This window comes from Chryseobacterium sp. UF-81, assembly GCF_058245105.1.
In genome coordinates, this window is sequence record NZ_JBSIBX010000001.1 from 423,079 (window position 1) to 446,507 (window position 23,429).

At 39.4% G+C, this 23,429-nt stretch carries 23 protein-coding genes; 18 read left to right on the top strand and 5 right to left on the bottom strand.

Annotation, left to right across the window (positions count from 1 at the left end; translation table 11 throughout):
• Positions 1-152: 152 nt before the first annotated feature.
• The 6 genes from AC4IFE_RS01980 to AC4IFE_RS02005 all read left to right on the top strand — a co-directional run bounded on the left by AC4IFE_RS01980 (position 153) and on the right by AC4IFE_RS02005 (position 6,309).
• Complete coding sequence (locus AC4IFE_RS01980) at positions 153-1,151, top strand: terpene synthase family protein (protein ID WP_490754458.1); 999 nt, start codon at positions 153-155, stop codon at positions 1,149-1,151.
• A gap of 63 nt (positions 1,152-1,214) precedes the next feature.
• Positions 1,215-2,216, top strand: coding sequence for a terpene synthase family protein (locus AC4IFE_RS01985; protein WP_490754459.1), 1,002 nt, complete (start codon positions 1,215-1,217; stop codon positions 2,214-2,216).
• Positions 2,217-2,233: 17 nt separating this feature from the next.
• Positions 2,234-3,259, top strand: a complete 1,026-nt coding sequence (locus AC4IFE_RS01990; RefSeq protein WP_490754460.1) for a terpene synthase family protein — start codon at positions 2,234-2,236, stop codon at positions 3,257-3,259.
• Positions 3,260-3,439: 180 nt separating this feature from the next.
• Positions 3,440-3,985: a hypothetical protein gene (locus tag AC4IFE_RS01995; RefSeq protein ID WP_490754462.1), complete on the top strand. Its 546-nt coding sequence runs from the start codon at positions 3,440-3,442 to the stop codon at positions 3,983-3,985.
• Positions 3,986-4,340: 355 nt separating this feature from the next.
• Positions 4,341-5,468 (top strand): 1-acyl-sn-glycerol-3-phosphate acyltransferase, encoded by a 1,128-nt coding sequence (locus tag AC4IFE_RS02000; protein ID WP_490754463.1) that lies wholly within the window; start codon positions 4,341-4,343, stop codon positions 5,466-5,468.
• A 334-nt stretch (positions 5,469-5,802) separates the two neighbouring features.
• Positions 5,803-6,309: a GNAT family N-acetyltransferase gene (locus AC4IFE_RS02005; protein ID WP_490754465.1), complete on the top strand. Its 507-nt coding sequence runs from the start codon at positions 5,803-5,805 to the stop codon at positions 6,307-6,309.
• Between the two features lie 28 nt (positions 6,310-6,337).
• Here the strand turns inward: AC4IFE_RS02005 and AC4IFE_RS02010 are convergent, their stop codons facing one another.
• On the bottom strand, positions 6,338-7,393 hold the full coding sequence (locus AC4IFE_RS02010; RefSeq protein ID WP_490754466.1) for a serine hydrolase domain-containing protein: 1,056 nt from the start codon (positions 7,391-7,393) through the stop codon (positions 6,338-6,340).
• Positions 7,394-7,753: 360 nt separating this feature from the next.
• On the opposite strand from AC4IFE_RS02010, the gene egtD reads away from it, so the two are divergent.
• The 5 genes from egtD to tssD all read left to right on the top strand — a co-directional run bounded on the left by egtD (position 7,754) and on the right by tssD (position 13,226).
• Entirely contained in the window at positions 7,754-8,737 is a 984-nt protein-coding gene (egtD, locus tag AC4IFE_RS02015) for an L-histidine N(alpha)-methyltransferase (RefSeq protein WP_490754467.1), read from the top strand.
• Between the two features lie 231 nt (positions 8,738-8,968).
• Complete coding sequence (gene egtB / locus AC4IFE_RS02020; RefSeq protein WP_490754468.1) at positions 8,969-10,141, top strand: ergothioneine biosynthesis protein EgtB; 1,173 nt, start codon at positions 8,969-8,971, stop codon at positions 10,139-10,141.
• Between the two features lie 9 nt (positions 10,142-10,150).
• Positions 10,151-11,062, top strand: a complete 912-nt coding sequence (locus AC4IFE_RS02025) for an ABC transporter ATP-binding protein (RefSeq protein WP_490754469.1) — start codon at positions 10,151-10,153, stop codon at positions 11,060-11,062.
• A complete protein-coding gene (locus AC4IFE_RS02030) occupies positions 11,059-12,624 on the top strand; it encodes an ABC transporter permease/substrate-binding protein (protein ID WP_490754471.1) in 1,566 nt (521 codons plus the stop codon). The genes AC4IFE_RS02025 and AC4IFE_RS02030 overlap by 4 nt, the downstream gene beginning before the upstream one ends.
• Before the next feature lie 194 nt (positions 12,625-12,818).
• A complete protein-coding gene (gene tssD / locus AC4IFE_RS02035) occupies positions 12,819-13,226 on the top strand; it encodes a type VI secretion system tube protein TssD (RefSeq protein ID WP_436809456.1) in 408 nt (135 codons plus the stop codon).
• A gap of 112 nt (positions 13,227-13,338) precedes the next feature.
• On the opposite strand, the gene AC4IFE_RS02040 is transcribed toward tssD, so the two are convergent.
• From AC4IFE_RS02040 to AC4IFE_RS02055, 4 genes are all read right to left on the bottom strand, one after another.
• Entirely contained in the window at positions 13,339-14,355 is a 1,017-nt protein-coding gene (locus AC4IFE_RS02040) for a chymotrypsin family serine protease (protein WP_490754472.1), read from the bottom strand.
• A gap of 108 nt (positions 14,356-14,463) precedes the next feature.
• A complete protein-coding gene (locus tag AC4IFE_RS02045) occupies positions 14,464-15,123 on the bottom strand; it encodes a hypothetical protein (RefSeq protein ID WP_490754473.1) in 660 nt (219 codons plus the stop codon).
• 291 nt (positions 15,124-15,414) lie between these two features.
• The gene (locus AC4IFE_RS02050; protein ID WP_490754475.1) at positions 15,415-16,230 is read right to left on the bottom strand and encodes a DUF4249 domain-containing protein; all 816 of its coding nucleotides are present in this window, start codon (positions 16,228-16,230) and stop codon (positions 15,415-15,417) included.
• Between the two features lie 3 nt (positions 16,231-16,233).
• Positions 16,234-18,573: a TonB-dependent receptor gene (locus AC4IFE_RS02055; RefSeq protein ID WP_490754476.1), complete on the bottom strand. Its 2,340-nt coding sequence runs from the start codon at positions 18,571-18,573 to the stop codon at positions 16,234-16,236.
• A 579-nt stretch (positions 18,574-19,152) separates the two neighbouring features.
• Between AC4IFE_RS02055 and AC4IFE_RS02060 the strand changes: the two genes are divergently transcribed.
• The 7 genes from AC4IFE_RS02060 to AC4IFE_RS02090 all read left to right on the top strand — a co-directional run bounded on the left by AC4IFE_RS02060 (position 19,153) and on the right by AC4IFE_RS02090 (position 23,408).
• Entirely contained in the window at positions 19,153-19,788 is a 636-nt protein-coding gene (locus AC4IFE_RS02060; protein ID WP_490754477.1) for a LysE family translocator, read from the top strand.
• A gap of 48 nt (positions 19,789-19,836) precedes the next feature.
• Positions 19,837-20,709 carry a helix-turn-helix domain-containing protein gene (locus tag AC4IFE_RS02065; protein WP_490754478.1) on the top strand — a complete coding sequence of 291 codons (873 nt, stop codon included), beginning with the start codon at positions 19,837-19,839 and terminating at the stop codon, positions 20,707-20,709.
• An 81-nt stretch (positions 20,710-20,790) separates the two neighbouring features.
• A complete protein-coding gene (locus AC4IFE_RS02070) occupies positions 20,791-21,513 on the top strand; it encodes a siderophore-interacting protein (protein ID WP_490754479.1) in 723 nt (240 codons plus the stop codon).
• A gap of 519 nt (positions 21,514-22,032) precedes the next feature.
• Positions 22,033-22,248 carry a RebB family R body protein gene (locus AC4IFE_RS02075; protein WP_034728290.1) on the top strand — a complete coding sequence of 72 codons (216 nt, stop codon included), beginning with the start codon at positions 22,033-22,035 and terminating at the stop codon, positions 22,246-22,248.
• A gap of 17 nt (positions 22,249-22,265) precedes the next feature.
• Positions 22,266-22,733 carry a hypothetical protein gene (locus AC4IFE_RS02080; RefSeq protein ID WP_490754480.1) on the top strand — a complete coding sequence of 156 codons (468 nt, stop codon included), beginning with the start codon at positions 22,266-22,268 and terminating at the stop codon, positions 22,731-22,733.
• A 41-nt stretch (positions 22,734-22,774) separates the two neighbouring features.
• Positions 22,775-22,981 (top strand): hypothetical protein, encoded by a 207-nt coding sequence (locus AC4IFE_RS02085; protein ID WP_490754481.1) that lies wholly within the window; start codon positions 22,775-22,777, stop codon positions 22,979-22,981.
• On the top strand, positions 22,962-23,408 hold the full coding sequence (locus tag AC4IFE_RS02090; RefSeq protein ID WP_490754483.1) for a hypothetical protein: 447 nt from the start codon (positions 22,962-22,964) through the stop codon (positions 23,406-23,408). The genes AC4IFE_RS02085 and AC4IFE_RS02090 overlap by 20 nt, the downstream gene beginning before the upstream one ends.
• The last annotated feature ends 21 nt before the right edge of the window (positions 23,409-23,429 follow it).

Sequence of the window (23,429 nt, forward strand, 5' to 3'; positions counted from 1 at the left end):
ATGCCAGGGAAATATAGATTGAATGAATTTAAAGACAGATAATTCATCAACGGAATGTGTATGCTTAAATTTTTATAGGGCCTATTTATCATTTTAGGCCCAACGACACCCATATTGTACCTATTATGTAAAACTAAAATAACTATAAAACCATGAACACACTTGAACTATTAAACAAAAAATTTAATTATCCGTTTCCGACATTAAAGAATCCCCATGCAGATAAAATGCAGGAAATAACTGAAAATCAGTGGATAGACGGGGAATACCTGTGGCTTTATGAGCAAAATCCTGATCTTCGGAAAAAATACAAAAAAACCAAAACGGCACACATTGCTGCTCAGTGGTTTCCTACCGCATCACTTGAACGTTTTAGACCCATCTGCAGGCTGATGCTGTGGACGCTGTACAATGATGATCTTTATGAAGAAAGTGTATCCGGTGATATTAAAAAAATACATCTCCAGTCGGTTGCCGTGCTTAATGGCGAAATAAGCGCTGCAGAAGCAACAATACCACTGGGAGCTATGCTGGCTTCATTAAGGCAGGAGCTGCTGCAGTTTATCCCACAGGAATCAATCGTGCGGTTTACAAGGATGATCAGCCGGTACTTTACCGGACTGGAAACTGAACTTCAATACAAGGAGAAAAAAATATTTCCAACCATAGAAGAATGTATTGCTTTAAGGGAAGATTCTATCTGTCTTTATCCTTTTCTGCAGCTTACAGAGGTAGAAACAGGAATCATTCTGCCACAGGAAATACACGAGCATCCGGTCATCCGCCGCCTGCAGACTCTGGCCTGCCATCTGGTAACTTATTTCAACGAAGTACAGTCCGTAGTGAAAGATGAAGCGACCGGCAGTGTTTATTACAATATTGTTAAAGTGATCCAGAACGAACGACAAATCTCTCTGGAGGAGGCTTGTCTTGAAGATCTGCGTCTTCACAATGAGGATCTTAAAGAATTTGTGGCTTTACAGACTTCTTTACCTGACTTCGGTATCTGGCAGGACGCCGTTGTCAATTGGGTTCATTATATGAGCATGGTATTGAGCGGATGGAAGAATATATCTACAAAACTTGGCCGTTACAATGCTATGGAATTTCCGGAGGCCAGGGAGCTGAAAGAAAGACTGAACCAAATATAAAAAGACATTAAAGCAGTAAACTTATACCTATTCAATAATCTACAAACTTATATCGTAAACAATATGAAACCGGAAGAATATAATTCAAAAGATTATCTGCCACGTGGCCATTATCCCTGGCCAGACCTTATCAATCCACATGCAGAGCAGATGGGGAAAGATATGGACGGATGGATTGACAATGACTACACTTTCCTGACAGAAAAACAACGCACAACATACAAAAAAATGAGGCTGCACATGTGCACCGCCCGTATGTGGCCGGACTTAACCTATGAACAGACTATTCCCTGTAACAGGTTTATGCTTCAGTATGTCGCTCTTGATGATCAGGTGGAGCATTCGTCTCTGGAGGAAATCCAACAGCTGCGAACTCGTTGTGTAGATATTCTGAAGGGAGCTCAGCCGAAGCAGGAAGAAAATGCACTCTATCATCATATGGCATTAATAAGAGATGAATTTCGCGCCTTGATGCCGGATATATGGGTGGAGCGCTTTATTTACTATTTTTATCAGTCCTTCAGATACGGAATCGAGTTGGAGTATCCGTACAAAATAGCAGAGCGTCCGCCATCGCTTACGCTTTTCAAAACAATTCGTGAGTATTCTGTTCTTATGCGACCCTATCTGATCCTGGGCGAGATTGAATCAGGTCTCGTTCTTCCTGAACATATTTTTGAGCATATTGTCGTTCAAAAAATGATATCTCATTTAACCCTGGTTGTTGCATGGCAAAATGACATTCACTCGCTGCCAAAAGAAATGGCGAAAGGGACAGAGGTTTTTAACCTGGTCTTTGTATTGCAGCAGGAATATAATCTTTCGCTGGAGGATGCCTGTGCAGAGGCATTTCGCATCCATAATGAAGAATTGGCAAAAGTTCTTGCTTTACATGCTGAGTACCGGGAGTTTGGTGAATATCAGGAGCATGTAGACAAGTTCGTTTATTACGCAGGGGTAGGGCTTCAGGGAGTGAATTCTTTTTATCTGGAAACCGAAAGATACCGGCATGGAGGCGTAGGCTTTGCCTGGCCGGAGATAAGTAATGATATGAAAACCATTTAAAATTGATAAAAAAAACCATGAGAGAAGAATTAATTGTCCCTAAATGTCGCTACCCTTGGCCCACTGTTACCAGCCCCATTGCCAATGCCTTTGATGAAGAAGAAAAGGATTGGTATGACAATGATTATACTTTCATTTCTGAAGAAGGAATAAAAAGATGCAAACCCCAGTTTCTGTCCCGCGTAGCTACTTATATGAATCCTACCTGCGACAGTATAGAACGGATGCGTCCCTGTGCCAGGCTGATGATCTATATCACATTGTTTGATGACTATTTCGGAATGACCCCTGCGAAAGAACTGAAAGCAATGGCAGAAAGGGTATATGAAGTCATGATGGGCGATGATCCGGATCCGGGTGAAATTGGTATTCTGCGGCAGATGGCACAGGCAAGAAAAGAATGGGAAACATTTATGCCCCGGTTCTGGATAGACCGGGTGGCCATCAATTTTTATGAATTTATTATCTATGGAATGCTGGAGGAGATACCTTTCAAACAAGCTGAAAAAAGAACTTATCCATTACTTCCGCATTATCTCAGCTTCAGAAAATATTCGATCGGGATGTGGCCATATGGGGACCTGATAGATCCTGCAACGAATTCTCCGTTGCCGGTTTTTATTTACAACCATCCTATTGTACAGCGTTGCAGAGAGCTGCTTTCCCTGATTATTGTGATCCAGAATGATTTTGCCTCTATCAAAAAAGAGCTTGAAATAGAAAGTGAAAGTCTGAATATTATCTTCATTCTGAGCCACCAATACAACCTTACCTATCAGGAAGCCTGTACAGAAGCGATGAGATTACACGATGCGTATGGGCAGGAACTGGATGATCTTCATAATTCCCTCCCTGATTTCGGGGCTTTCCAACAACAGGCATATGATCATATTTATCATATTAAACTCCAGATAAGCGGCTGTGCCAACTGGTATTATAATTCAGGGACCAACCGGTATGAACCGAAAGGATTTATTGTACCACAGTATGGCAGGGAAGGGGATGACATTCTTATCCCACACAGCATTTTTGTACAAAAATAGGAGTGCATGCCATACTGTCGAAGTAATAAAAAAAAACGGCAAAGACGAAGTTTTTGCTGTTTTTTTATTTGAAAATATACTTTTTTCAAAGCAGTAGATCACTAAAGCTGAAATCTATATTGCAGAAATAAACATACTGTTTTTAAAATCTTATCTTCGTATCTTAAATAATTTGATGATATGAAAAAGATAATATTCCTTGTCTCAACAGCCTTTGTGCTAAACTCCTGCGTTGTAAGAACAGCTGCAAAAGTGGTGACAGGAGCTGCGACAATTGGTTACAAAGCCGTAAAAGGAACCGTGAATGGCATCAGCTGGGCGGTAAGCAAAGCCAAAGGAAAAATAGATGAAGACCGCCTGGACGGGACCTGGAAAATTGTAGGGGTTTATAAAGGCTCTTTTGAAGATTTTACCAACGATCCGAACCCGGAAAGTTCATTTACATCAGACTGTACGGATAGTTTCGATCAGATTATTTTCAAAGCTAAAAAATCCAAGTTTAAACCGGTACACTGCAGTTCCGGTGAAGAAGATTGGGTAAAATATTCTATGGAATTCGGGAAAAATCCTTTAACCAAAGAAAAGGAAAATTATATAGAATACAATTCCAATAATTATATTTCTGTGATTGATGTCAATAATAAAACCATGGTGCTGGAAGGAAACCTAATGCCTAAACTTGCTTTTTCAGGGGCTAAGCTGTATCTGCTGGAAAAAGTAAAATAATTGATTATTTTTTATCAATTGTTCTTTTGTCTTGAAACAAAATGAACCAAAAATTCAAGGCTTGGAATCTTTCGCTAAAAAATAAAATTTGCTCCTAAAATTCCCAAAACTCGTGCGGATTGAATGTTTCTTCTTCGGTTCAATGTTCTGTCCGCACTCAGACAGCGGGAATTTTTTAACGGATCAATTTTTATTTTTTTAAACGCTACAGCTTCCTAGGCCGATGAAACCGACTAACACGATTCGAGGGAGAGCATTAAACTTAAACGTCAATCATAATACTTTAACAAACATTGTGGCGTACCCTCAATAAATTTTTGTTCTTTTGCAAAAAGTTTAATTTTAACAGTATTACATGTCGAAGTTCGATGAGATCCGGTTTTTTGATGACAGTGAAGTGAATGAAGCATTGCTTGGAATAGCCCGTGATCCCATGATGAACGCGCTGATGAGTTTTACTTTTCCTGATACAGATAAGAAAATCTGGAGGGAGCAGTTTAAAAATATCCACTCTGTAAGTGATTTTCAGCACAATTTTATTGCCCATACCATTCGCCAGATCCTTGCGAAAAGTTCTGAGGGGCTTACGACTTCGGGATTCGATAAGCTGGATAAAAACACGTCGTACCTTTTCATTTCGAACCATAGGGATATCGTTTTAGATACCTCACTGATCAACCTGGTTCTTCTAGAGAAAGGTCTTATTATGACGGCTTCAGCGATTGGGGACAATCTTGTTCAGAAAACTTTTTTACATGACCTGGCCAAGCTGAACCGTAATTTTTTAGTTCAGAGAGGACTGCCGCTTCGTGAGCAGCTGAAGAGCTCCCAGATCATGTCTGAATATATTAAGGAACTTTTACATAAAGAAAACCGCTCCGTCTGGATTGCCCAGCGCGAAGGACGCACAAAAGACGGAAATGATGTTACCCAGCAAGGCGTTTTAAAAATGCTTGCCATGGCCGCAGAAGATGTACCTTTGGTGGATTATTTTAAAACACTGAAAATTGTTCCCGTATCCATTTCCTACGAATATGATCCTACAGATTCCTTAAAAATGCCTCAGCTTCTGGCTAAACACAGAGATGAAGAGTACGTTAAAGGTAAAGATGAGGATTTTATGACCATGCTTAGCGGAGTTTTAGGCCAGAAGAAACGGATTCACCTGCATGCAGGCAAAGTTCTTAATACGGAGCTGGATGATATTGCTGCCAATGCTGAAAATAAAAATAAGCAGCTGCAGGCAATTGCACAGATCATCGACGATTCCATTATAAAAAACTATAAGCTTTGGCCCACCAAATTTATAGCTTACGACCTGCTTCACAATACCGATATTTATGCTGACCAATATACGGAACAGGAAAAACAGCTGTTCGTGCGCAGACTTGAAATGCGTATTGACCCTTCCGATGCTATCTCCAAAGAGTTTTTTCTTACCATGTATGCGAACCCTCTTATCAATAAAATGAAGTATAGGTAAGGTTTTTAATCAGTTAAAACTCAACATCGGTCATTAGTAATAAAAATGATTGGTAAAAAAGCAGATAGAAGATTCTGATGTTTCACTTTTCCGAACCCGGATCAGAGTCAGAATAATTTCATCCTTATTGAAAACAGGTTGCAGTACTTTTCTTTTCTAAATCAGAAATCGTAATCCCGTTCTTCATTTTTTCCGTTAACAGATTGGTCCAACGGTATTTTTTTAATTCTTATACTCAATTAATAGTATATTTATCAAATCACAGATCAGATGTAATTCATGTATAGAAATTATATTTAGATACTGATCTTCAAAAATTAATAATTCTATCCTCATGAAACTATTTCAATACAACAATTTCCCACAAGTGACAGGCAGCAGAGTATCATTAAGACAGATTCTGAAAACTGATATTGAAGATCTTATCGAGATCTCATTTTATGATGCTGTACGGGCAGAAACTGCTCAGCAGGCAGCGGAAATGCAGGGAAAGATCAATCAGGATTATCTGGACGGGAATTCCATTCACTGGGGAATCGTAGATAATGCAACTGATAAGATTGTTGGAACTTGTGGCTATTACCGGGGGCTAGATAAAGGAGAGGGAGAACTGGGCTGTGTCTTATTGTCAAAATATTACGGCAAAGGGTATATGACCAATGGAATGTCGCTGGCTATAGATTTTGGAAGGAATACATTAGGGTTGAAGCGTATATGGGCGGCAACGAGCCAAGATAATGGTTCTGCCATTAAACTGCTGGAACGGCTTAATTTTGTGAAAACAGGAGATTCAGACGACGGTGAAATTGAATATGAATTAAAGCAAACCAATATTCTATAAGAATTATTACAATTGAATATTGATGTCTTTATTTTTGCAGCGTTTTAAATGTTTCGTTTTTTAAAATCGCCTGTATGGCTTCTGAAATATCAAAAATTTTTCCGTTGTAATTATTACTGAGTAAAATGATCGTTATTTTGTTTTGAACATCTGAAAATAAGATAGCTTCAAAACTTCCCGCTCTGCCATCATGAAGATGTTCTTTTAAATTTTTATTATCAAATTTGGCATTTCCCAACGCTGATTGGCTATCTGAAATATGAAAGCTTTGACCTGATTCATAAAGAGAATTTTTACTGATAACTTTTTCGGAATGTAGACTATTGGCCCATTTCAATAAATCAAGAGTTGTAGTATAAGTTCCACCAGTTATGGGTAGTTCTGCACGATCTGGTATTGTTTGATTGTTAAATCCCTGAGCAATGTTTTTTTCGTTTTCAAAAGGAGTCATCAGGGTAGTATTCATTTCCAAAGGCTTGAAAATAAATTTTTCAACATAAGTTTTAAAAGGAATTCCTGCAATACGTTCAATAATAAATTGTCTCAGAAAAAGATTGTTATTATTATAATCATAATCAGTACCCGGCTTAAAAGATAGATGGTCAATCAACAATAAATCATTGAAAATATCTGCGTCATTTTTGATTTTCTTCCAATTCACATTAGGAATTCCGCTTGTATATTGCAACAGATCTTTTATGGTAACTTCATTGGCCCAGACAGGAAGTTCAGGAATAAATTTGGAAACATGATCAGATAGTTTTAGTTTCCCCTGTTCTTTTAATTGAAATAACGCAATGGCACTAAACTCCTTAGTTATAGAGCCTAAATGAAATCTGTATTCATCTGTTAATTGAGTGGTCTTTGCAGCATCAGAAAAACCAAACGAAGCTTTGTAAATTATTTTATCATTTTGTGAAACAAGAACATTACCATTAAATATTCCCATATCATAGGCAGATTTCATGAGTTTATCCAAGAGATATGTTTTCTGTTGTAAATCGTTTTTTTTATTTTTTACTTTTTGGCCAAAGCAAAAAATAGTGAGACATACCAGACTTGAAATTAAAGCAGATTTCAGCATTTTCTATATATTTTGATGATGACTACGAAATAGTAGCTTAATATAATGTAATAGGTTAGAAGTAGATATTAATTTTGAATTTTCAGTCTGATCAGACCAATAAAATAAATACTGATAGAATACTCAGAGAACAATATTGAGAACTTTTTCATAGTAGATGTTTGTTATAGCTTTCTCAAATATAATGTTTATTTTCAGTGATTAGGAGATTGTTGTAAAATAAGATTATTAAGAGGTAAGGGATACATCAATTAAGCAGATATTTAAATGAATGAAACAAGAGTAAATATATTTTTGTAAATTCAATGTTGGGGCGGCAAGATAGTTGTAGTTAACTAAAAACCACACAAATTAAAACATATGAATTTACAGTTAAACCCACATTCAAAGGTTGACAATCATCATGTTGATGGTTTTCTTCCGGATGTTCTGGAGGGCTTAAAAAGCAATCCGAAAAAGCTATCTTCAAAATATTTTTACGATAAAACAGGCGACCGGCTTTTCCAGGAAATCATGGCTATGCCTGAATATTACCTCACCCAGTGTGAGCTCGACATCTTCAAAAATAAAACAACTGATCTGGCCCGTCTTGTCATTCCTGAAAATGAGCCATTCGATTTGATTGAACTGGGAGCCGGAGATGCCATGAAGTCCACATTTTTACTGAAGCATCTGGTAGAAAAAGGTATACATTTCACCTATATGCCCATTGATATTTCGGGCAATATTCTTTCCATATTAAAAGAAAGATTAAGTACGGAACTTGCGGAATTGGATGTATCCGCCTTAGAAGGTGAGTATTTTGAAATGCTTCAGAAAGCAGCCTTACTGTCCGGCAGAAGAAAAGTCATCCTGTTTTTAGGGAGCAATATAGGCAATATGAATCCCGAAGAAGCTGAAAATTTTTGCCACAGTTTAAACCGCAATCTGACTTCCGGCGACAGGGTATTGGTCGGTTTTGATCTTAAGAAGAATCCTCATACCATTTTAAATGCCTATAATGACCGGAAAGGTATCACGGCAGCATTTAACCTTAATCTGCTGGCCCGTATCAACCGAGAGCTTGATGCCAATTTTGAGCTGAAACAATTCCAGCATTATCAAACCTACGATCCCATAAGCGGAGCTTGCAAAAGCTATCTCGTGAGTCTGCAAAAACAGACCGTAAAAATTGGAAACGAGAGCATTTCATTTGAGGAAAATGAACTTATTGACATGGAGATTTCACAAAAATTTTCCATGGAAAAAATAGAAGAATTAAGAGATAACTCAGGTTTTAAACGGATAGGAGAGATCAATGACTCAAAAAAATGGTTTGTAGATGCAGCCTGGCAGGTAAAATAAAGGACGTTGATTCTTAAGAAGCGAACAACCAAGCTATACAGCTTCATCAGCTCTGTCGATTTTCTTTCCTCATCTCATACATTTGAACTCATAAAACTTTACGTTAAATAAAAAACATATATATCTACAAAAGCATGAATTCTTTTAATCTGACCTCGATCTGTTAGAGTAAAAAATAAGAAGTATATTTATTTAACCTCAAGTTAAGATAACCCATTAAAACTAAAGAACATGACCCCAGATATAACCACTACGGATTTAGTAAAAAAATACACAGATATTCGGGAGCATTCTGAACAGATATGTGCTCCTTTGGAAATAGAGGATTATGTGGTACAGCCCATCGTAGATGTAAGTCCGCCGAAGTGGCACCTCGGCCATACTACCTGGTTTTTTGAAACTTTTATTCTGATTCCCAATTTACCTGATTACAAAGTTTTCGACGCCCAGTATAATTTTGTTTTCAACAGCTATTATGAGACCATTGGAGCGAGAGTGATCCGTACGGACCGCGGAAATCTCAGCCGTCCTTCTGTTTCAGATATCTATAAATACCGGCAGTATGTAGATGAGCACATGAAGATATTTCTTCAGAGCAGGTTCATGACAGAAACTGTTGAGCCGCTCTTAGAATTGGGGCTTAATCATGAACAGCAGCATCAGGAATTATTGATTACCGACATTAAATATATCCTGGGGCACAACCCGCTTTTTCCAGCTTATAAAAAAGAAACGATCTCAAAAAAAGAAAGTGGCGGACGCACTGAAATGCTAAACTTTTCCGAAGGAATTTATGAAATTGGATTTAATGGAGAAGGTTTCTGCTTTGATAATGAGCTGGACAGGCATAAAGTTTATCTGAACGATTTTGAAATTGCAGATCAACTGGTGACCAACGGAGAATATCTGCAGTTTATGGAAGCTGGAGGGTATACTGATTTCAGACACTGGCATGCCGAAGGATGGGATTGGGTAAAGCAGAACAATGCAGAATCTCCGCTGTACTGGCATCTTATTGATGGAAAATGGATGAATTATACCTTAAACGGTTTACAGGAACTTGACCTTAATGAGGCAGTCTGCCATATCAATTTTTATGAGGCCTCTGCTTTTGCATCCTGGAAAGGAATGCGTCTGCCTACCGAAGCAGAATGGGAAGCAGCATCAGATAAATTCAGTTGGGGAAAGCGTTGGGAGTGGACCAATTCTGCCTATTTACCTTATCCCGGTTTCAAAAAAGAAGCAGGAGCTGTAGGAGAATATAACGGCAAATTTATGGTCAATCAAATGGTTTTGCGCGGTGCTTCTGAGGCTACTCCTGCCGGACACAGCAGGAATACCTATCGCAATTTCTTTCAGACCAATCTGAAATGGCAGTTTACAGGAATCCGACTTGCTCAATAATTTTTGCCGATGATTACAGTTGAATCAGTTTCAAAGAATTTTAACGGAAAACCTGCTGTAGATGATATTTCTTTTCAGGCTCATGATCAGGAAATCTTGGTCCTTTTGGGAACGAGCGGTTGTGGCAAAACGACCACTCTTAAAATGATCAATCGTCTTGTAGAAGCAGATTCAGGAAATATCTCGATCAACGGTAAAAATATCCGTGATCAGAAACCTGAAGAACTGCGGATGGGAATCGGTTTCGTGATGCAGCATTCCGGTCTGTTTCCTCACTATACCATTCAAGAGAATATTGCCGTAGTTCCGGAATTACTGAAATGGGACAGGAAAAAAACAGAAAACCGGACCCATGAGCTGCTGAACAAACTTCATCTTTCAGAAGATGTACTTTCGCGGTTTCCGAACGAACTCAGTGGGGGACAGCAGCAGAGAGTAGGCATTGCAAGAGCTTTGATCGCCAATACACCCGTTTTACTGATGGATGAGCCTTTTGGAGCCCTGGACAATATCACCAAGGCTGATATTCATTCGGAATTTAAATCGCTGGAAGAACTTAAAAACAAAACCATCATATTGGTTACCCACGATGTTCAGGAAGCATTTGAACTGGGGCACCGTATATGCCTGATGGATAAAGGGAAAATTATCCAGACAGGAACTCCTGAAGAAATGCTTTACCGTCCTCTAAACGATTTTGTGAATGAATTTTTTGCCGAAAACAGGCTTTTGCTTGAATACAAAATTGCGGTTTTGAGGGATCTCCCTGGTTCGCAAAACCTATACAGTGAATTTGGTTTTACTGAAAATACCAGTGTCTGGAATGCTTTGCAAAAATTAAGCTCGGAGCACAGAAATATGCAGTATTATGAAAACCTGATCAGGGCATTTAATGAGTACAGAAAATTAAAGATCATATGACACAGCAAAGTCTTTGGCAGTTTATTATTGAACAGCAGGAAAAATTACTGACCCAGGTTGTGCAACATCTCGGGCTTACATTTCTGTCATTACTTTTAGCAATTATTGTCGGTGTGCCTTTAGGAATACTGATTGCGAGAAAAAGAAAACTTTCCAGTCCGGTGCTTGGTTTTACCGGTATTTTGCAGACTATTCCGAGCATTGCCCTGCTGGGTTTTATGATTCCTGTTTTTGGAATAGGGGCCAGGCCGGCTATTGTAGCCTTGTTAATTTATGCTCTGTTACCCATCATCCGAAACACCTATACAGGAATTACAGAAGTGAGTCCCATCGTTGTAGAAGCTGCAAAAGCAATGGGAATGAACAGGAGAAAGCTCCTTTTTAAAGTAGAACTACCTTTAGCCATGCCTGTCATTATTGCAGGAATCAGAACGGCAGCGGTTATCAATGTAGGGGTGGCTACATTGGCATCCTTTGTGGCAGCAGGTGGCTTGGGTGAGTTTATTTTCGGAGGCATCTCACTGAATAATACCAATATGATCCTGGCAGGTGCCATTCCTGCTGCCTTGTTGGCTGTTTTGCTCGATCAGACCATTGCCGTTGTACAGAAATCCGGCTATCGATTATTTCAGAAACTGAAATATATAATTCCCGCCATCCTTATTATTGTTGGTGCAGCGTATCTGCTTACTTCCGTATCAAAGAATAAAATTAAGGCTGGTTTTACGCCCGAATTTATGGGAAGGCAGGATGGTGATCTTGGTTTGCGATCCGTTTATGGACTTAATGTAAATCCCGTTGTTGTAAACGATGCCATTATGTATAAAGCAGCCTACGAAAAAGAGCTGGATCTTATCAGCGGGTATTCTACCGATGGCAGGATTAAAGCTTTTGACCTCTATGTCCTGAATGATGACAAAAAAATATTTCCGCCCTATTTTGCAGCACCCATCATTAAAATAAAAACACTGAAGAAATTTCCTGGGCTGGAAAAAACCCTTGATCTGCTGGCCGGTAAATTCAATGACTCCATAATGACCGATCTGAATTATAAATCTGATTATCTTAACCAGACACCGGAAAAAATAGCAAAGGATTTTTTAATTAAAAATAATTTATATAAAAACTCCAGAAAAGGAAACTCCGGAACGATACGGATTGGCTCGAAGATTTTTGGCGAGCAGTATATTCTCACGGAAATGTATAAAATGCTTATTGAAGGCTATACAGACTATAGCGTGGAAACAAAAACGGGGCTGGGTGGTACCAAGATCTGTTTTGATGCCTTAATGAATGATGGAATTGATTTTTATCCTGAATATACGGGAACAGGGCTTTTGGTACTTTTGAAATCTTCAGAGCAAACTCTTAAAAATGTAACTCAAAGTCCTGATAAAACATATGCCTATGTCAATTCCGAATTTAAAAAGCAGTATGGTATTCAGTGGCTTAAACCTCTTGGGTTTAATAATTCCTATGCTTTGATGATGCGCAAAAAGCAGTCCCAGGACCTTCATATAAAGAATATATCAGATCTTAAAAAATATTTCAAAGAAAGATAAACAGGAACTGATCTTCCTTACAACCGTAAATATTTGATTTATAATTAATAAAAGCCCTAACAGTTGTTAGTCGTACTACTACTACACTTTCTCAGATAAATCATAAAATATCCTTTTTATAGTGTAACTACTTCTATATTTGGTGAAATAGAATAACATCAGATCACAAAATATTAACCATTAATTTACAAATCATGGCAGAAAGAAATTCAAGAGGAATCTTAAAATTTAATGGTGGAGAAGGGCAGAAACTGCTAAAACTTCACTACAGTGTATCACGTTCTACGGACGTATCAGGAAGAGTAGCATCAGATCCTTCTAATGCTCTTATCAAAATTACAGTGGAAGCTACAGAAAAATCAGATATTCTGGAAAGTCTTCTGAACGGAAAATACAAGCCTACAAGCGGAGAAGTAACGTTCAACAAATCTCACGAAGAAGGAACACTCACTACTCTGAAATGGGAGAACGGATATGTAATTCAGCACGAAGTAGATTTCAATGCAGTAGATGAAAACAGTATGTACATCAGCTTCATCGTAAGTGCAGAACAGATTGACTTAGGTAATTCTTCTTACAAAGCAGAATGGCCTACATCTTAAGAATATAATTCTTAATTTTAAAAAAAATCAGACAGAACGGTTACCCAAAATATTAGGATACCATTCTGTCTTTTTTCTGTAAATAGCTTTGTGGACCGGTCTTTTTTTGAGTTTAAAATCTCAAATCTGGCCATTTGCTTAAAATAGCATCAGCCGCAGAGATCGAACTTAGTCCGCTTGTAACCCCAGCGCCTGTAAGAACACCGATCATCAGAGAGCCATTGGTGGTAAAGACTGCAGATCCGGAATCTCCTGAAGCAGAAAAAGATCCTGATTTACCCTTTACCATAATCATATTGTTGGCTGTCACTTCTGTGCCGTTAAAATTTCTGGCTTTCAGTGAGTTGGTAATACTTGTTACTTCTCCTGTGGTGACTTCTGTTGAAATGCCGCTTTTCATCACTTCTTCACCCAGAAGGGCAGGGCTGATATCAGAAAATCCTCCGATGATACTTCCTACACCATATACTTTTCCTATCGTAGCATATCTGAAATATCCTTTTCTTGCAATAGCACAGTCCAGCCATGCATCGATAATTACCGAGTTACGTTGAAATGTGACATTTTCATGATAATAGCTCTTCAGGGATGCACAGTTGTGGCAGTAATTCAGAGTTGTTTCCCATTTAGACTGCTGGCATACATCCGAATCCAGTTCCGTAGTTGTTCCTGCCAGTACATGGGCACACGTCATCAAATAAGGATTGTCATCCCCCGTTTTATTGATCATCACGCCTAACGTGCCGTTTCCGGCGATTTCTTTTCCTCCTTGCATCAGTTCACCGTTAGCCGAAATGCTTACCCCGCCGATCAGCGGATCTGTTTTTTCGTTTCTTGCTGCCAAAACTGAATCCGGAGCTGCTAAATTATTAGGCTGAATTTCAAATTCCACAACATCTGTAGGATAACCAAAAAGGACAGCCGGAATTGGATTGCTGACTTTGGCTAAAGGCAGTTTCTTTTTTACTCCGAACGTATAGCTAAGGCTTGGGATCAGTTGGTCGTTCACTGTTTTCAGAGAGACCCCTAAAGAAGTGATCTCAGGTCTTTTAAAATACTCTTTAACGAGTTCAGGGAGCTTTTTGGCCATTTCATCGTGCAGGGCCAGTTCTTCTTTACTTAGTTTCATGATCTGGTGGTTTTATTGGATTGATAAATAGAATAGGTAATAATTACTGTATTAAAATTCGGAACGGCGTCGCCGTTCCGAACTCTAATCATCTCAATAAACTTAATGTTAGTTCAGTTTAATGGTTCCTGAAGAAGGTGCGCCGCCGCCAGAAGGAGGAGGTCCGCCTGCAGAAGCCTGATCGGCCAGCATACGGTATTGTGCCGTTCCTTTTTCAGTTTTGATCGTTCCTGAAACCGTATACAGATACAGGTCACCCGAAACGGCAAAGTCATTGGCTGAATTATTCACATAAAAGTCAATATTTACAGTAGACATCTGCTTTGCCTTTTCAAGAAAAGCATCCATTAATGTGGTGATCTGAGCTTCCGTAAGCCCTTTGGATTTCATAGATTCTTTTGTTTTTTCATAAGAAGCAGAAGCGCCTCCGCCACCGAAGAACCAGGTCCAAACGGATAAATTGGCACTTGCCGATGTTTTTTCATACTCTTTCACTTCTTCTTTGTAGCTGGCACTCAGCATGCTCATGGCCAGGTCATTCAGGTTTTTCACATCCTGACTGGACATGGCAGATACCTGAAGTGAAGCCGTGATCCTTCCCTGAGTGAATGGCGGTACAGAATAGGAAAGCCCTGTAAGCTGCCCTTCCCCTGCTACTTCGATAGAATAAGACTCTTTGGATTCTCCTCCTGCTTTTGAGGATGAAATAACGCGTTCGAACGGATCTTTGAAGCCCACTTCGGTCTGTGTAATTTGAATTGTTTCCATTGTTTTGTTTTTTGGTTGGTGTTTGTAATTACTTATTGAACAACTCAAAGGAACGAAGAAAAGGGACCGGATTTTAGAGTGTAAATAACCAAATATTATTTTCAGTAGAAATACTTAGTAATGGTAATTAGTTGTTTATTAGCTGTTTGTGAATTATTTTAATCCATTCTGTAAACACGATTTCTGATAAGACAATTCAGATAAATTTTAGAAAAATAATTAGCAGAGTGATTAAAAAAAGGCTGCTCCAGTCATTAGGAGCAGCCTTTTATAGAGATTAACCATTTTGATTTATTGAATAACAATACTTTTTTTCTGTACCGTATGCGCTGAGAAGTAACCCAAAGCCCCATTGTTAATATTACTTGGAGGATTGGAAGGTGTAACACCTCCGCCTGGTCCGCCGTCCCCTGAAATCTGCAGAAGGGCAGAATAATAGGTGAATATGGTATGATCAATGGACTGCATTTCTACATAAACAGTATCTCCCGGCACTACCTTGTGGTCGGTGGGATCATCATCTTTGTCCTCATTCGGGAGAAACAGCGGTCTTTGGTTGACCATTCCATTGTTAACATTATCCGAAAATACCTCAAATGTCTTTTTAGTCATGTTATTGATGGTAAAATTGAAAAGATAACGGTTTCCCAGTACTGCGGGATCAGTGAAAACAGGTAAAAGAGTGTAGGTGGTTTCACTTCCGAACGTAAACGAATCCTGGGTCAGGCCATCAAAGCTGACAACCTCAGGCATTGTACTTTGAGCGGTATACTGTTTTCCTTCCGCCTGTATTTTCAGGGTATAGGTTCTTCCGGTCACCCCGGTAAAAACTGTGGTTATATATTTACCGTTACCTACATACTGTAAAGTTTCTGTCTGACCTGTATTGTCACTTAAGACAACCTGTGCACCGGTAACTGCAGGATACTGATTGTTTTGTGTAAAAGCTACAGATTTTGTGATTCTTACAATATACGGCCCCGGCTGGTTTGTTATATTGCCTTCTATGACAATGTTTCCACTTTTGTCATCCAGATCAAGGTCGATTTCCTTTTCGCAGGAAGTTAGTAAAAACAGCGATAATATGATAAAAATGATATTCTTCATGATCTAAAATTTGAAATTATAAGTGATGTTGGGTACCCAACGGAAAAGAGAGGTCTGCATAGCGCGTGTTGTTCCCGGATTGTTCGGGTTGTCTTCAAATGTAATCGTGTAGGTATTTTCCCGTCCGTAAAGATTGTAAATGCCGAATGACCAGGAGCCTTTGAAACGCTTGGTAGATTCCGGTTCATAGGTAGCGCTCAGATCCATTCTGTGGTAAGCAGGCATACGGTCTGCATTCCTGCTGCTGTACTGGAATATTGTCTGTCCGTTCAGCTCATATTTCGCGGTAGGGAAGGTCACGGCATTTCCTGTACTGTAAAGGAATAATCCGGATAAAGACCATTTCTTATTCAGCTCATAAGTGGCTACGATAGAAAGGTCGTGGGTTTTATCCATTCTGGCATTATACCAGTCATTATCATTGATTCCGTTTATTTTTCTTTCTGTTTTAGACAAGGTGTAAGAAATCCATCCTGTAAGTCTTCCGCTTTTTTTCTTGGCGATCAGTTCCAGTCCATAGGCTCTTCCTTTACCATACAGCAATTCACTTTCTACATCTGCTGCCGTATCAAATGTGATTTGGGCACCATTTTTAAAGTCGATCTGGTTCTGCATGGATTTGTAATAGATCTCAGCATTCAGTTCATAATTGTTGTTGTTGAAATTTCTGCTGTACCCTGCACTGATCTGATCGGCTATCTCCGGCTTTACGCTGTAGCTGCTCCCGATCCATTGGTCCGTAGGATTTCCGCTGCTGCTGTTGCTCAGAAGATGCAGGTTCTGTGTGTTGCGGGAATATCCGGCCTTGATGCTGCTTACCTCATTGATCCGGTAATTGGCGGTAATTCTCGGTTCTAAGTTAAAATAGGTTTTCCCGAATTTACCCTTTTCCAGAAACCGGCTGTCCGTAATCACTCCATTGTCATAAGTATTATAGGTATCACCGCCTAAAATACTGAAGGCAGAAAGTCTTAAACCATAATTCACAGTCAGCTTATCAGAGGCTTTAAAATCATCATTGATATATACTGCATTCTCCCATGATTTTCTCGGGTTTCTCGGAAAGCTGCTCACACTCGTACCGGAAGCACTGCTTGGTGTGATGGTATGGTGAATAGACTGAAGCCCGAAACGAACCGAATGCTTATTGCCGGCAAACCAGGTGAAATCCTGTTTAAGGTTCCAGTCTTCGATCTGCGAATCCAAACCAAACGTATTATCATTGCTTTTCAGGCTGATTTTATAATTGTAATTGCTGTAAATTAGTGAAGTATTGGAGAACAGTTTACTGCTGATGATACTGTTCCAGCGGAGTGTTGCCGTTGTATTTCCCCAGTCTGTTGAGAACGTATCACCCAATCCCAGGACATCTCTGCCGAAATATCCTGAAAGGTAAAGGCGGTTGTTCTCATTGATCTGGTAATTGGCTTTCAAATTCAGATCATAGAAATACAGTTTACTGTCCTTGTAATCATCACTCGTCTTAAGAAAAAGATCGGCATATGTTCTTCTTCCCGAAACAATAAATGAAGATTTTTCCTTCTGAATAGGGCCTTCCACACTCAGCCTGCTGCTGATCAGCCCTATCCCTCCGTTCACATTATAATCCTTGTTGTTCCCGTCTTTCATTTTAACGTCCATCACAGAAGAAAGCCGTCCTCCGTACTGGGCAGGACTGTTTCCTTTGATAATGCTGGCGTCTTTCAGTGCATCACTGTTGAAGGTGCTGAAGAAGCCCAACAGATGCGAAGCATTATAAACCGGTGCTTCATCCAGTAAGATCAGGTTTTGGTCCGTAGCGCCTCCTCTTACACTGAATCCACTGCTTCCCTCACCATTGCTTTTAATTCCCGGTAAAAGCTGTATCGTTTTCATGACATCCTTTTCCCCGAATAAAACCGGCAGCTTTTCTATATTTTTGATGCTTAAAGTTTCAGTTCCCATCTGGGCCGAACTAAGGTTTTTATCTTTCTTAATCCCTGAAATAACGACTTCATCAATTTTCCCCACTTTTTCATCCCCTTTTTCTTCCTGATCGAGCGGCAGGTCCAGCTTTGTATTCTGTTCAACCTTTACAGGCAGTTCAAAATCACGGTACCCCGGATAGGAAACGATCAGCGTATAACTTCCTTCCGGAAGTGATAGCGAATAAAAGCCATATTCGTTGGCAACCACAGAAACAGAAGGATCTTCACTTACTTTTATAGTCACTCCGATCAGCAGCTCCCCGTTCTTGTGATCCTTCACGGTACCGCTTACCGAGTATTTCTGCTGCGCCAGGGCCATGGCACTGAAACAGAGTGCAGCGGCGGTGACGGCCGTTTTAAAAAACAATTTTTGCATTGAGTTTAAATTTTAATGTAGTAGAAGTCCTCTCAAATAGTATGTTTAGGTTGGTGATGTTAAAGCTAATTGCAGAAAAAAGAATTAGAGGGATAAAGCTTTTAATGTTAGGTAAAATGGTTCATGGTTTACTGTCAAACGTAAAAATTCAAGCGATATTACTGATATTGAAAAAAATATCTGCCAGATACCAAAGCCGAATAAATATTTATCAATCTTTTATGGCAGATGGGTTTGTGAATATTCTGAAGGAATGAGAAGGTATTTTTGAGACTGAATGCTCCTTTACAGTCTTTTTTCGTGTACAGCCAATAGGCAGCGATTGATTTCGGTTCATAGTTTTTGGTGTGGTTATCCTGAAAAGGTAGAAAATCCCTCTTCCGGGAATACAAAAATAACAAAATACCATGACCAGGCTTATATTTTATGTCATCTTAATGTTAAATGATCACTGCAGGATAAAAAATGAGCATCACTTTAAACAGGCTGCGAAGGAAATTAATATATTTGTTCGGTTATTCTCCATACTCGGAGTACCGTATTCCTGCACAGACTATTTAATAAATAACTGCATAAAAAATGATTCCACTTCACGAGCTTTTATTCTTTGTCCTGGCTGCCCTTGTTTTAGTGATAAGCCCCGGGCCTAATATGATCTACCTTATTTCAAAATCAATTACACAGGGAAAAAAATCCGGACTGATTTCTCTGGCAGGAGTAGTTTGTGGTTTTATGTTCCATATTATCATGGTATCTTTCGGGCTTACAGCGGTATTACTGGCAGTTCCGGTTGCTTATACCGTTCTGAAAACACTTGGAACCGTTTATCTTCTGTATTTAGCGTACCAGGCAATAAAACCTAAGAGTAAAAATATATTTGAAGTAGATAAAAACAGTCCGCATGATGGCACCAAAAAGCTTTTTACCATTGGCTTCCTGACAAGTGCACTCAATCCGAAAGTGGCTGTATTTTACCTGTCCTTTTTCCCGCAGTTCATAAAACCTGAATACGGCTCTGTCTTAACTCAAAGTTTTGAACTGGGAATTGTCCAGGTTTTGGTAAGTTTCAGTGTTAATTTTATTATTGTCCTTACAGCCGCGAGGGTGGCTGCATTTTTCTCTGATAATCCATTTTGGGTGAAGATTCAGAAATGGTTTATGGCGGGTGTACTTACTTATTTAGCCGTAAAAATGGCTTTGTCGAAGGCCAGATAACCTGAGGCTAATACATCAGAATAATTTCTCATCATCAGTTATTTTTCAATGAAGCAGTCCATTCCCACATACGATTTAAGCAGTATTACCCAGCATGGCATTCTGATCGAAAGAATTGAAAATCGGACGATGAGCACCATAGATAATCTTTTTGATAAAGGAATTCACAGGGACAGCCATTATATTTTTACATTCCTTGAAAGTGGCAGGGCCAGGATGATGGTCGATTTTAAGATGATAGAAGCCCGCGACGCTGCTGTATTCTTTCTGCTGCCGGGACAGGTTCATCAGGGAATTTTAATGGAGCAGGTTAGCGGATGGTTTATTGCCGTTAAAGCAGATCTGCTGCCCGATGCTGTAAGGTCCGTTTTTGAAGAATCTTTAGTGGATATACAGCCGGTACCCGTTGATGATAGCTGGGTTGAAAAGCTCAATGCCTGTGCCGGGATACTTCAGATGTCCTGTACAGAAGAAATGCTGGGTTCTAAAGAAGGATTTCTTGTTGTCCAGTCATTAATGAATGCGTTTACAGGCTTGTATGCCCTTATTTTTTTAAGTGTCAACCATACGGGAACATCCGGTGAAAGCCGGGCTCTTCAATTGACCAGAAAGTTCAGGATTCTGGTGAGAAAAGAGTTTAAGACCCTGAAAAGTCCATCGGCTTATGCCGGACTTTTGAATATTTCACCCGGTTATCTGACTGAGGTTATTCGTGAGGTAACAGGTAAATCTGCGCAGTATTGGATCCACCAGGAAGTTTTGATAGAAGCGAAAAGGCTCCTGTCTTTTACCCAGCTTACAGTAAAAGAAATTGCGTACGAGTTGGGTTACACTGATCATACCTACTTTTCCCGCTTATTTGCTAAGGTTGAGGGCTCTCCGCCTACAGAATTCCGGAACAAATACCAGAGCCGGCACTAAACCGCGAATTATCCAACTAATACCCCGATACAGCTATCGGTCTGCGTTTATTTTGAAGCTTCCTTTGCATTAAAATTATTTATGCCAAGCCTTCCAAAATGGATCAATGATACTTTAGAAAATGTCATGTCCTCAAAATTTAAAGAATGCACCGTTATTTATACAGAAACTGTTTCAAAGGACCTTCGCCTTATCCGCTTTACTTCAGATCTGGAAGATGTTCACTTTGAGCCGGCTTACGCTATAGGAATAAGGATCAACGAAAGGGATTACCGTAATTATTCACCCTTCAGTTTTAATAAGCACACCGGAACTTTTGATGTAATATTTCATCTTCATGATACGGATTCTGTAGGAAGCAGTTTTGCAAGCCGTCTTTCAGTAGGCGAAACTACAAAAATACTGATGCCCAGGGGAAAACGTTTTTTTGAACCCAATGCAGAAATTCACTTTTCCATAGGCGATGCCACTTCGCTGGGAAGCTCTCTGTCCATCAAAGAAGCAGCGGAGGAGATCGGAGGTGCATTTGTATGCCTTCATGAGCTGGAAGATTCTTCGGTGTTGAAAAAACTGGAACTGTACGGCTATCACGCTCCCAAAAATGATATTCAAAACATCATGGAAGCTTTAAACGACTTTTTAAAAGAAGAAAAACAAGCCATTTACAATAACGAAGCGGTTTTCTATCTTACAGGAAACGGAAATACGATGTCTGTAATCCGGAAGTTTCTTAAGGCAAAGGGGGTAGATGGGAAGTGTATCAGGTCACAGGCGTATTGGATGGAGGGGAAGAAAGGATTATAGAACTACTAATGCCGGATAATTATAAACTTAATGTCATTTTAAAAGGCCACAGTAAATATGGTTCCCTGTGAAAATGTAATCTCAAAAAGCAATATAAAAATCATTAAAATTAATTGTTAGCTCATTTTAAATCTATAATGTTTATAGATTGCCAGCTGTATCTGGCTGTATGAAATGGCCATTTTTCAGTTGAATAAAAAACCGTCTGCATTGTGTGTGGCGGTTTTGATGTTTAAAAATCTCTGTACCCCTTCAATAAACAGCCATACCTTGTTTTTAATTAGCGGCAATATGATGGATTTATTATTTTGTCACATTAAAGGGAAATACCTGAGTTTCTAAAATTCAGTAAATTCCCTTAATCTGGATATATTTTTCTTTTGGACATTTGTATCAGAAGAATGGGAGAAACGGAAATGAGGAAGAGGGGAGGCGTAGAAAAGTAAACCGGGAGAAAAGTTCTTAAAGATAAGAAGAATTGATGATCCTCTTAATTTAATAACCATTAAAACCAAGTATATGTCAGATACAGTAAATAACAAGGTCACAGATGCGGTAACGCAGACCAATGTTACAGTGCTAGGCGAATCGCCGGCTCAGGCAATGAGTATGTTGTACCAGATGGCGATGCATGCCAGCGGAATTTCGATACAGAACTCAGTAACAAACCAACAGAATCTTAATCAGCTTAATCCTGCTATTGTAGCAGATGCCATTAAGATCCTAAAAGGATAATTTAAAACTTTAACACAATGGGAACGCAAAATTCAGAGGGAACCAAATCTGCACAAGAGGCGGTGATCTTCATCAACAAAGAGGTATTGTCGCCACCTGCGGCTTCGCCAATGACGGGAGCCGGAAAAGTGATGATCGATCAGTCGACGGGAATGATGGTTCAGGATCTGCAGTCTTTCTTAAAAGGATTCGAGCAGGTAGGTCTCATCGCATTGAGCAGACTGGCCAATAATTTACTGACCTACGGAACTCCCAGTGAAAACAAACCGCCACCAAAAAACAATCTGAGTGAGGCCGATGATACAGGAAACGGGACTGGGAATGAAATGATGCGGGATCTCTTTAAAATAGTCAGTGATTATGCAGAAGTGAAAACGAAAATTTCTACCGCAATTTATGCCGTTAACAGCAATCTCAATGCCCCGCAGCATACTGCACCTGTTGAAGATCCCGATGCAGAAGATGCTGAAAAAAAAAATGTCTGACATCAGAGCCTGCCAATGAGAAATCAGAAGAACAAAACAGCATGGGAAATAAAAATCTTGAAGTTGATGGCAGGGACGGAAAATTGGTGCTGAAATCTATCAAGCTGGCTCAGCCTCTCGTAAAGCCTAAAATTGAGGAAGCGGTAATCCCTGCAGAGGAACCCGAACAAGAAGAGGTGAGAAAACCTTTAGTTATACAGATTACAGATAAACTTAAAAAAATAGGAAATGGACTATTCAAAAGATAGAAGCAAAGATATGGAACCGGAAATCTATGAAGATATTCCAATCCAGGGAACGGAAAACGGAGTGACAGATCCGGAACCGGAAAATTGTATTCCTTTTGTAGAAACAAAAAATAATACCGTGGGAATAGACATCAGCGCCATGCCGTTTGTTCTGAGCCATGAAGATGAAATCATTAACTACATCAAAGATAAAGCGACGAAAGAAACGCTTAAATCTTTAGCACCTCTGCTGGAAAAACTGGAAGAAGCAGTGAAACAGCAGGAAGCTTATCTGTCCCCTGCTGCAGCCAGCCCGGTAACCATGAACTATGACGAACAGTTAAAAAAGCTGCAGGAAGCTTCTGTGGTAAAGATAAAAGACAAAGAATTAAAGATAGCGGAAAGAATGAATAAGCTTCAGATAAGATTTGCCAATATCCGTAAATAATATATCAATCAAAAAATTACA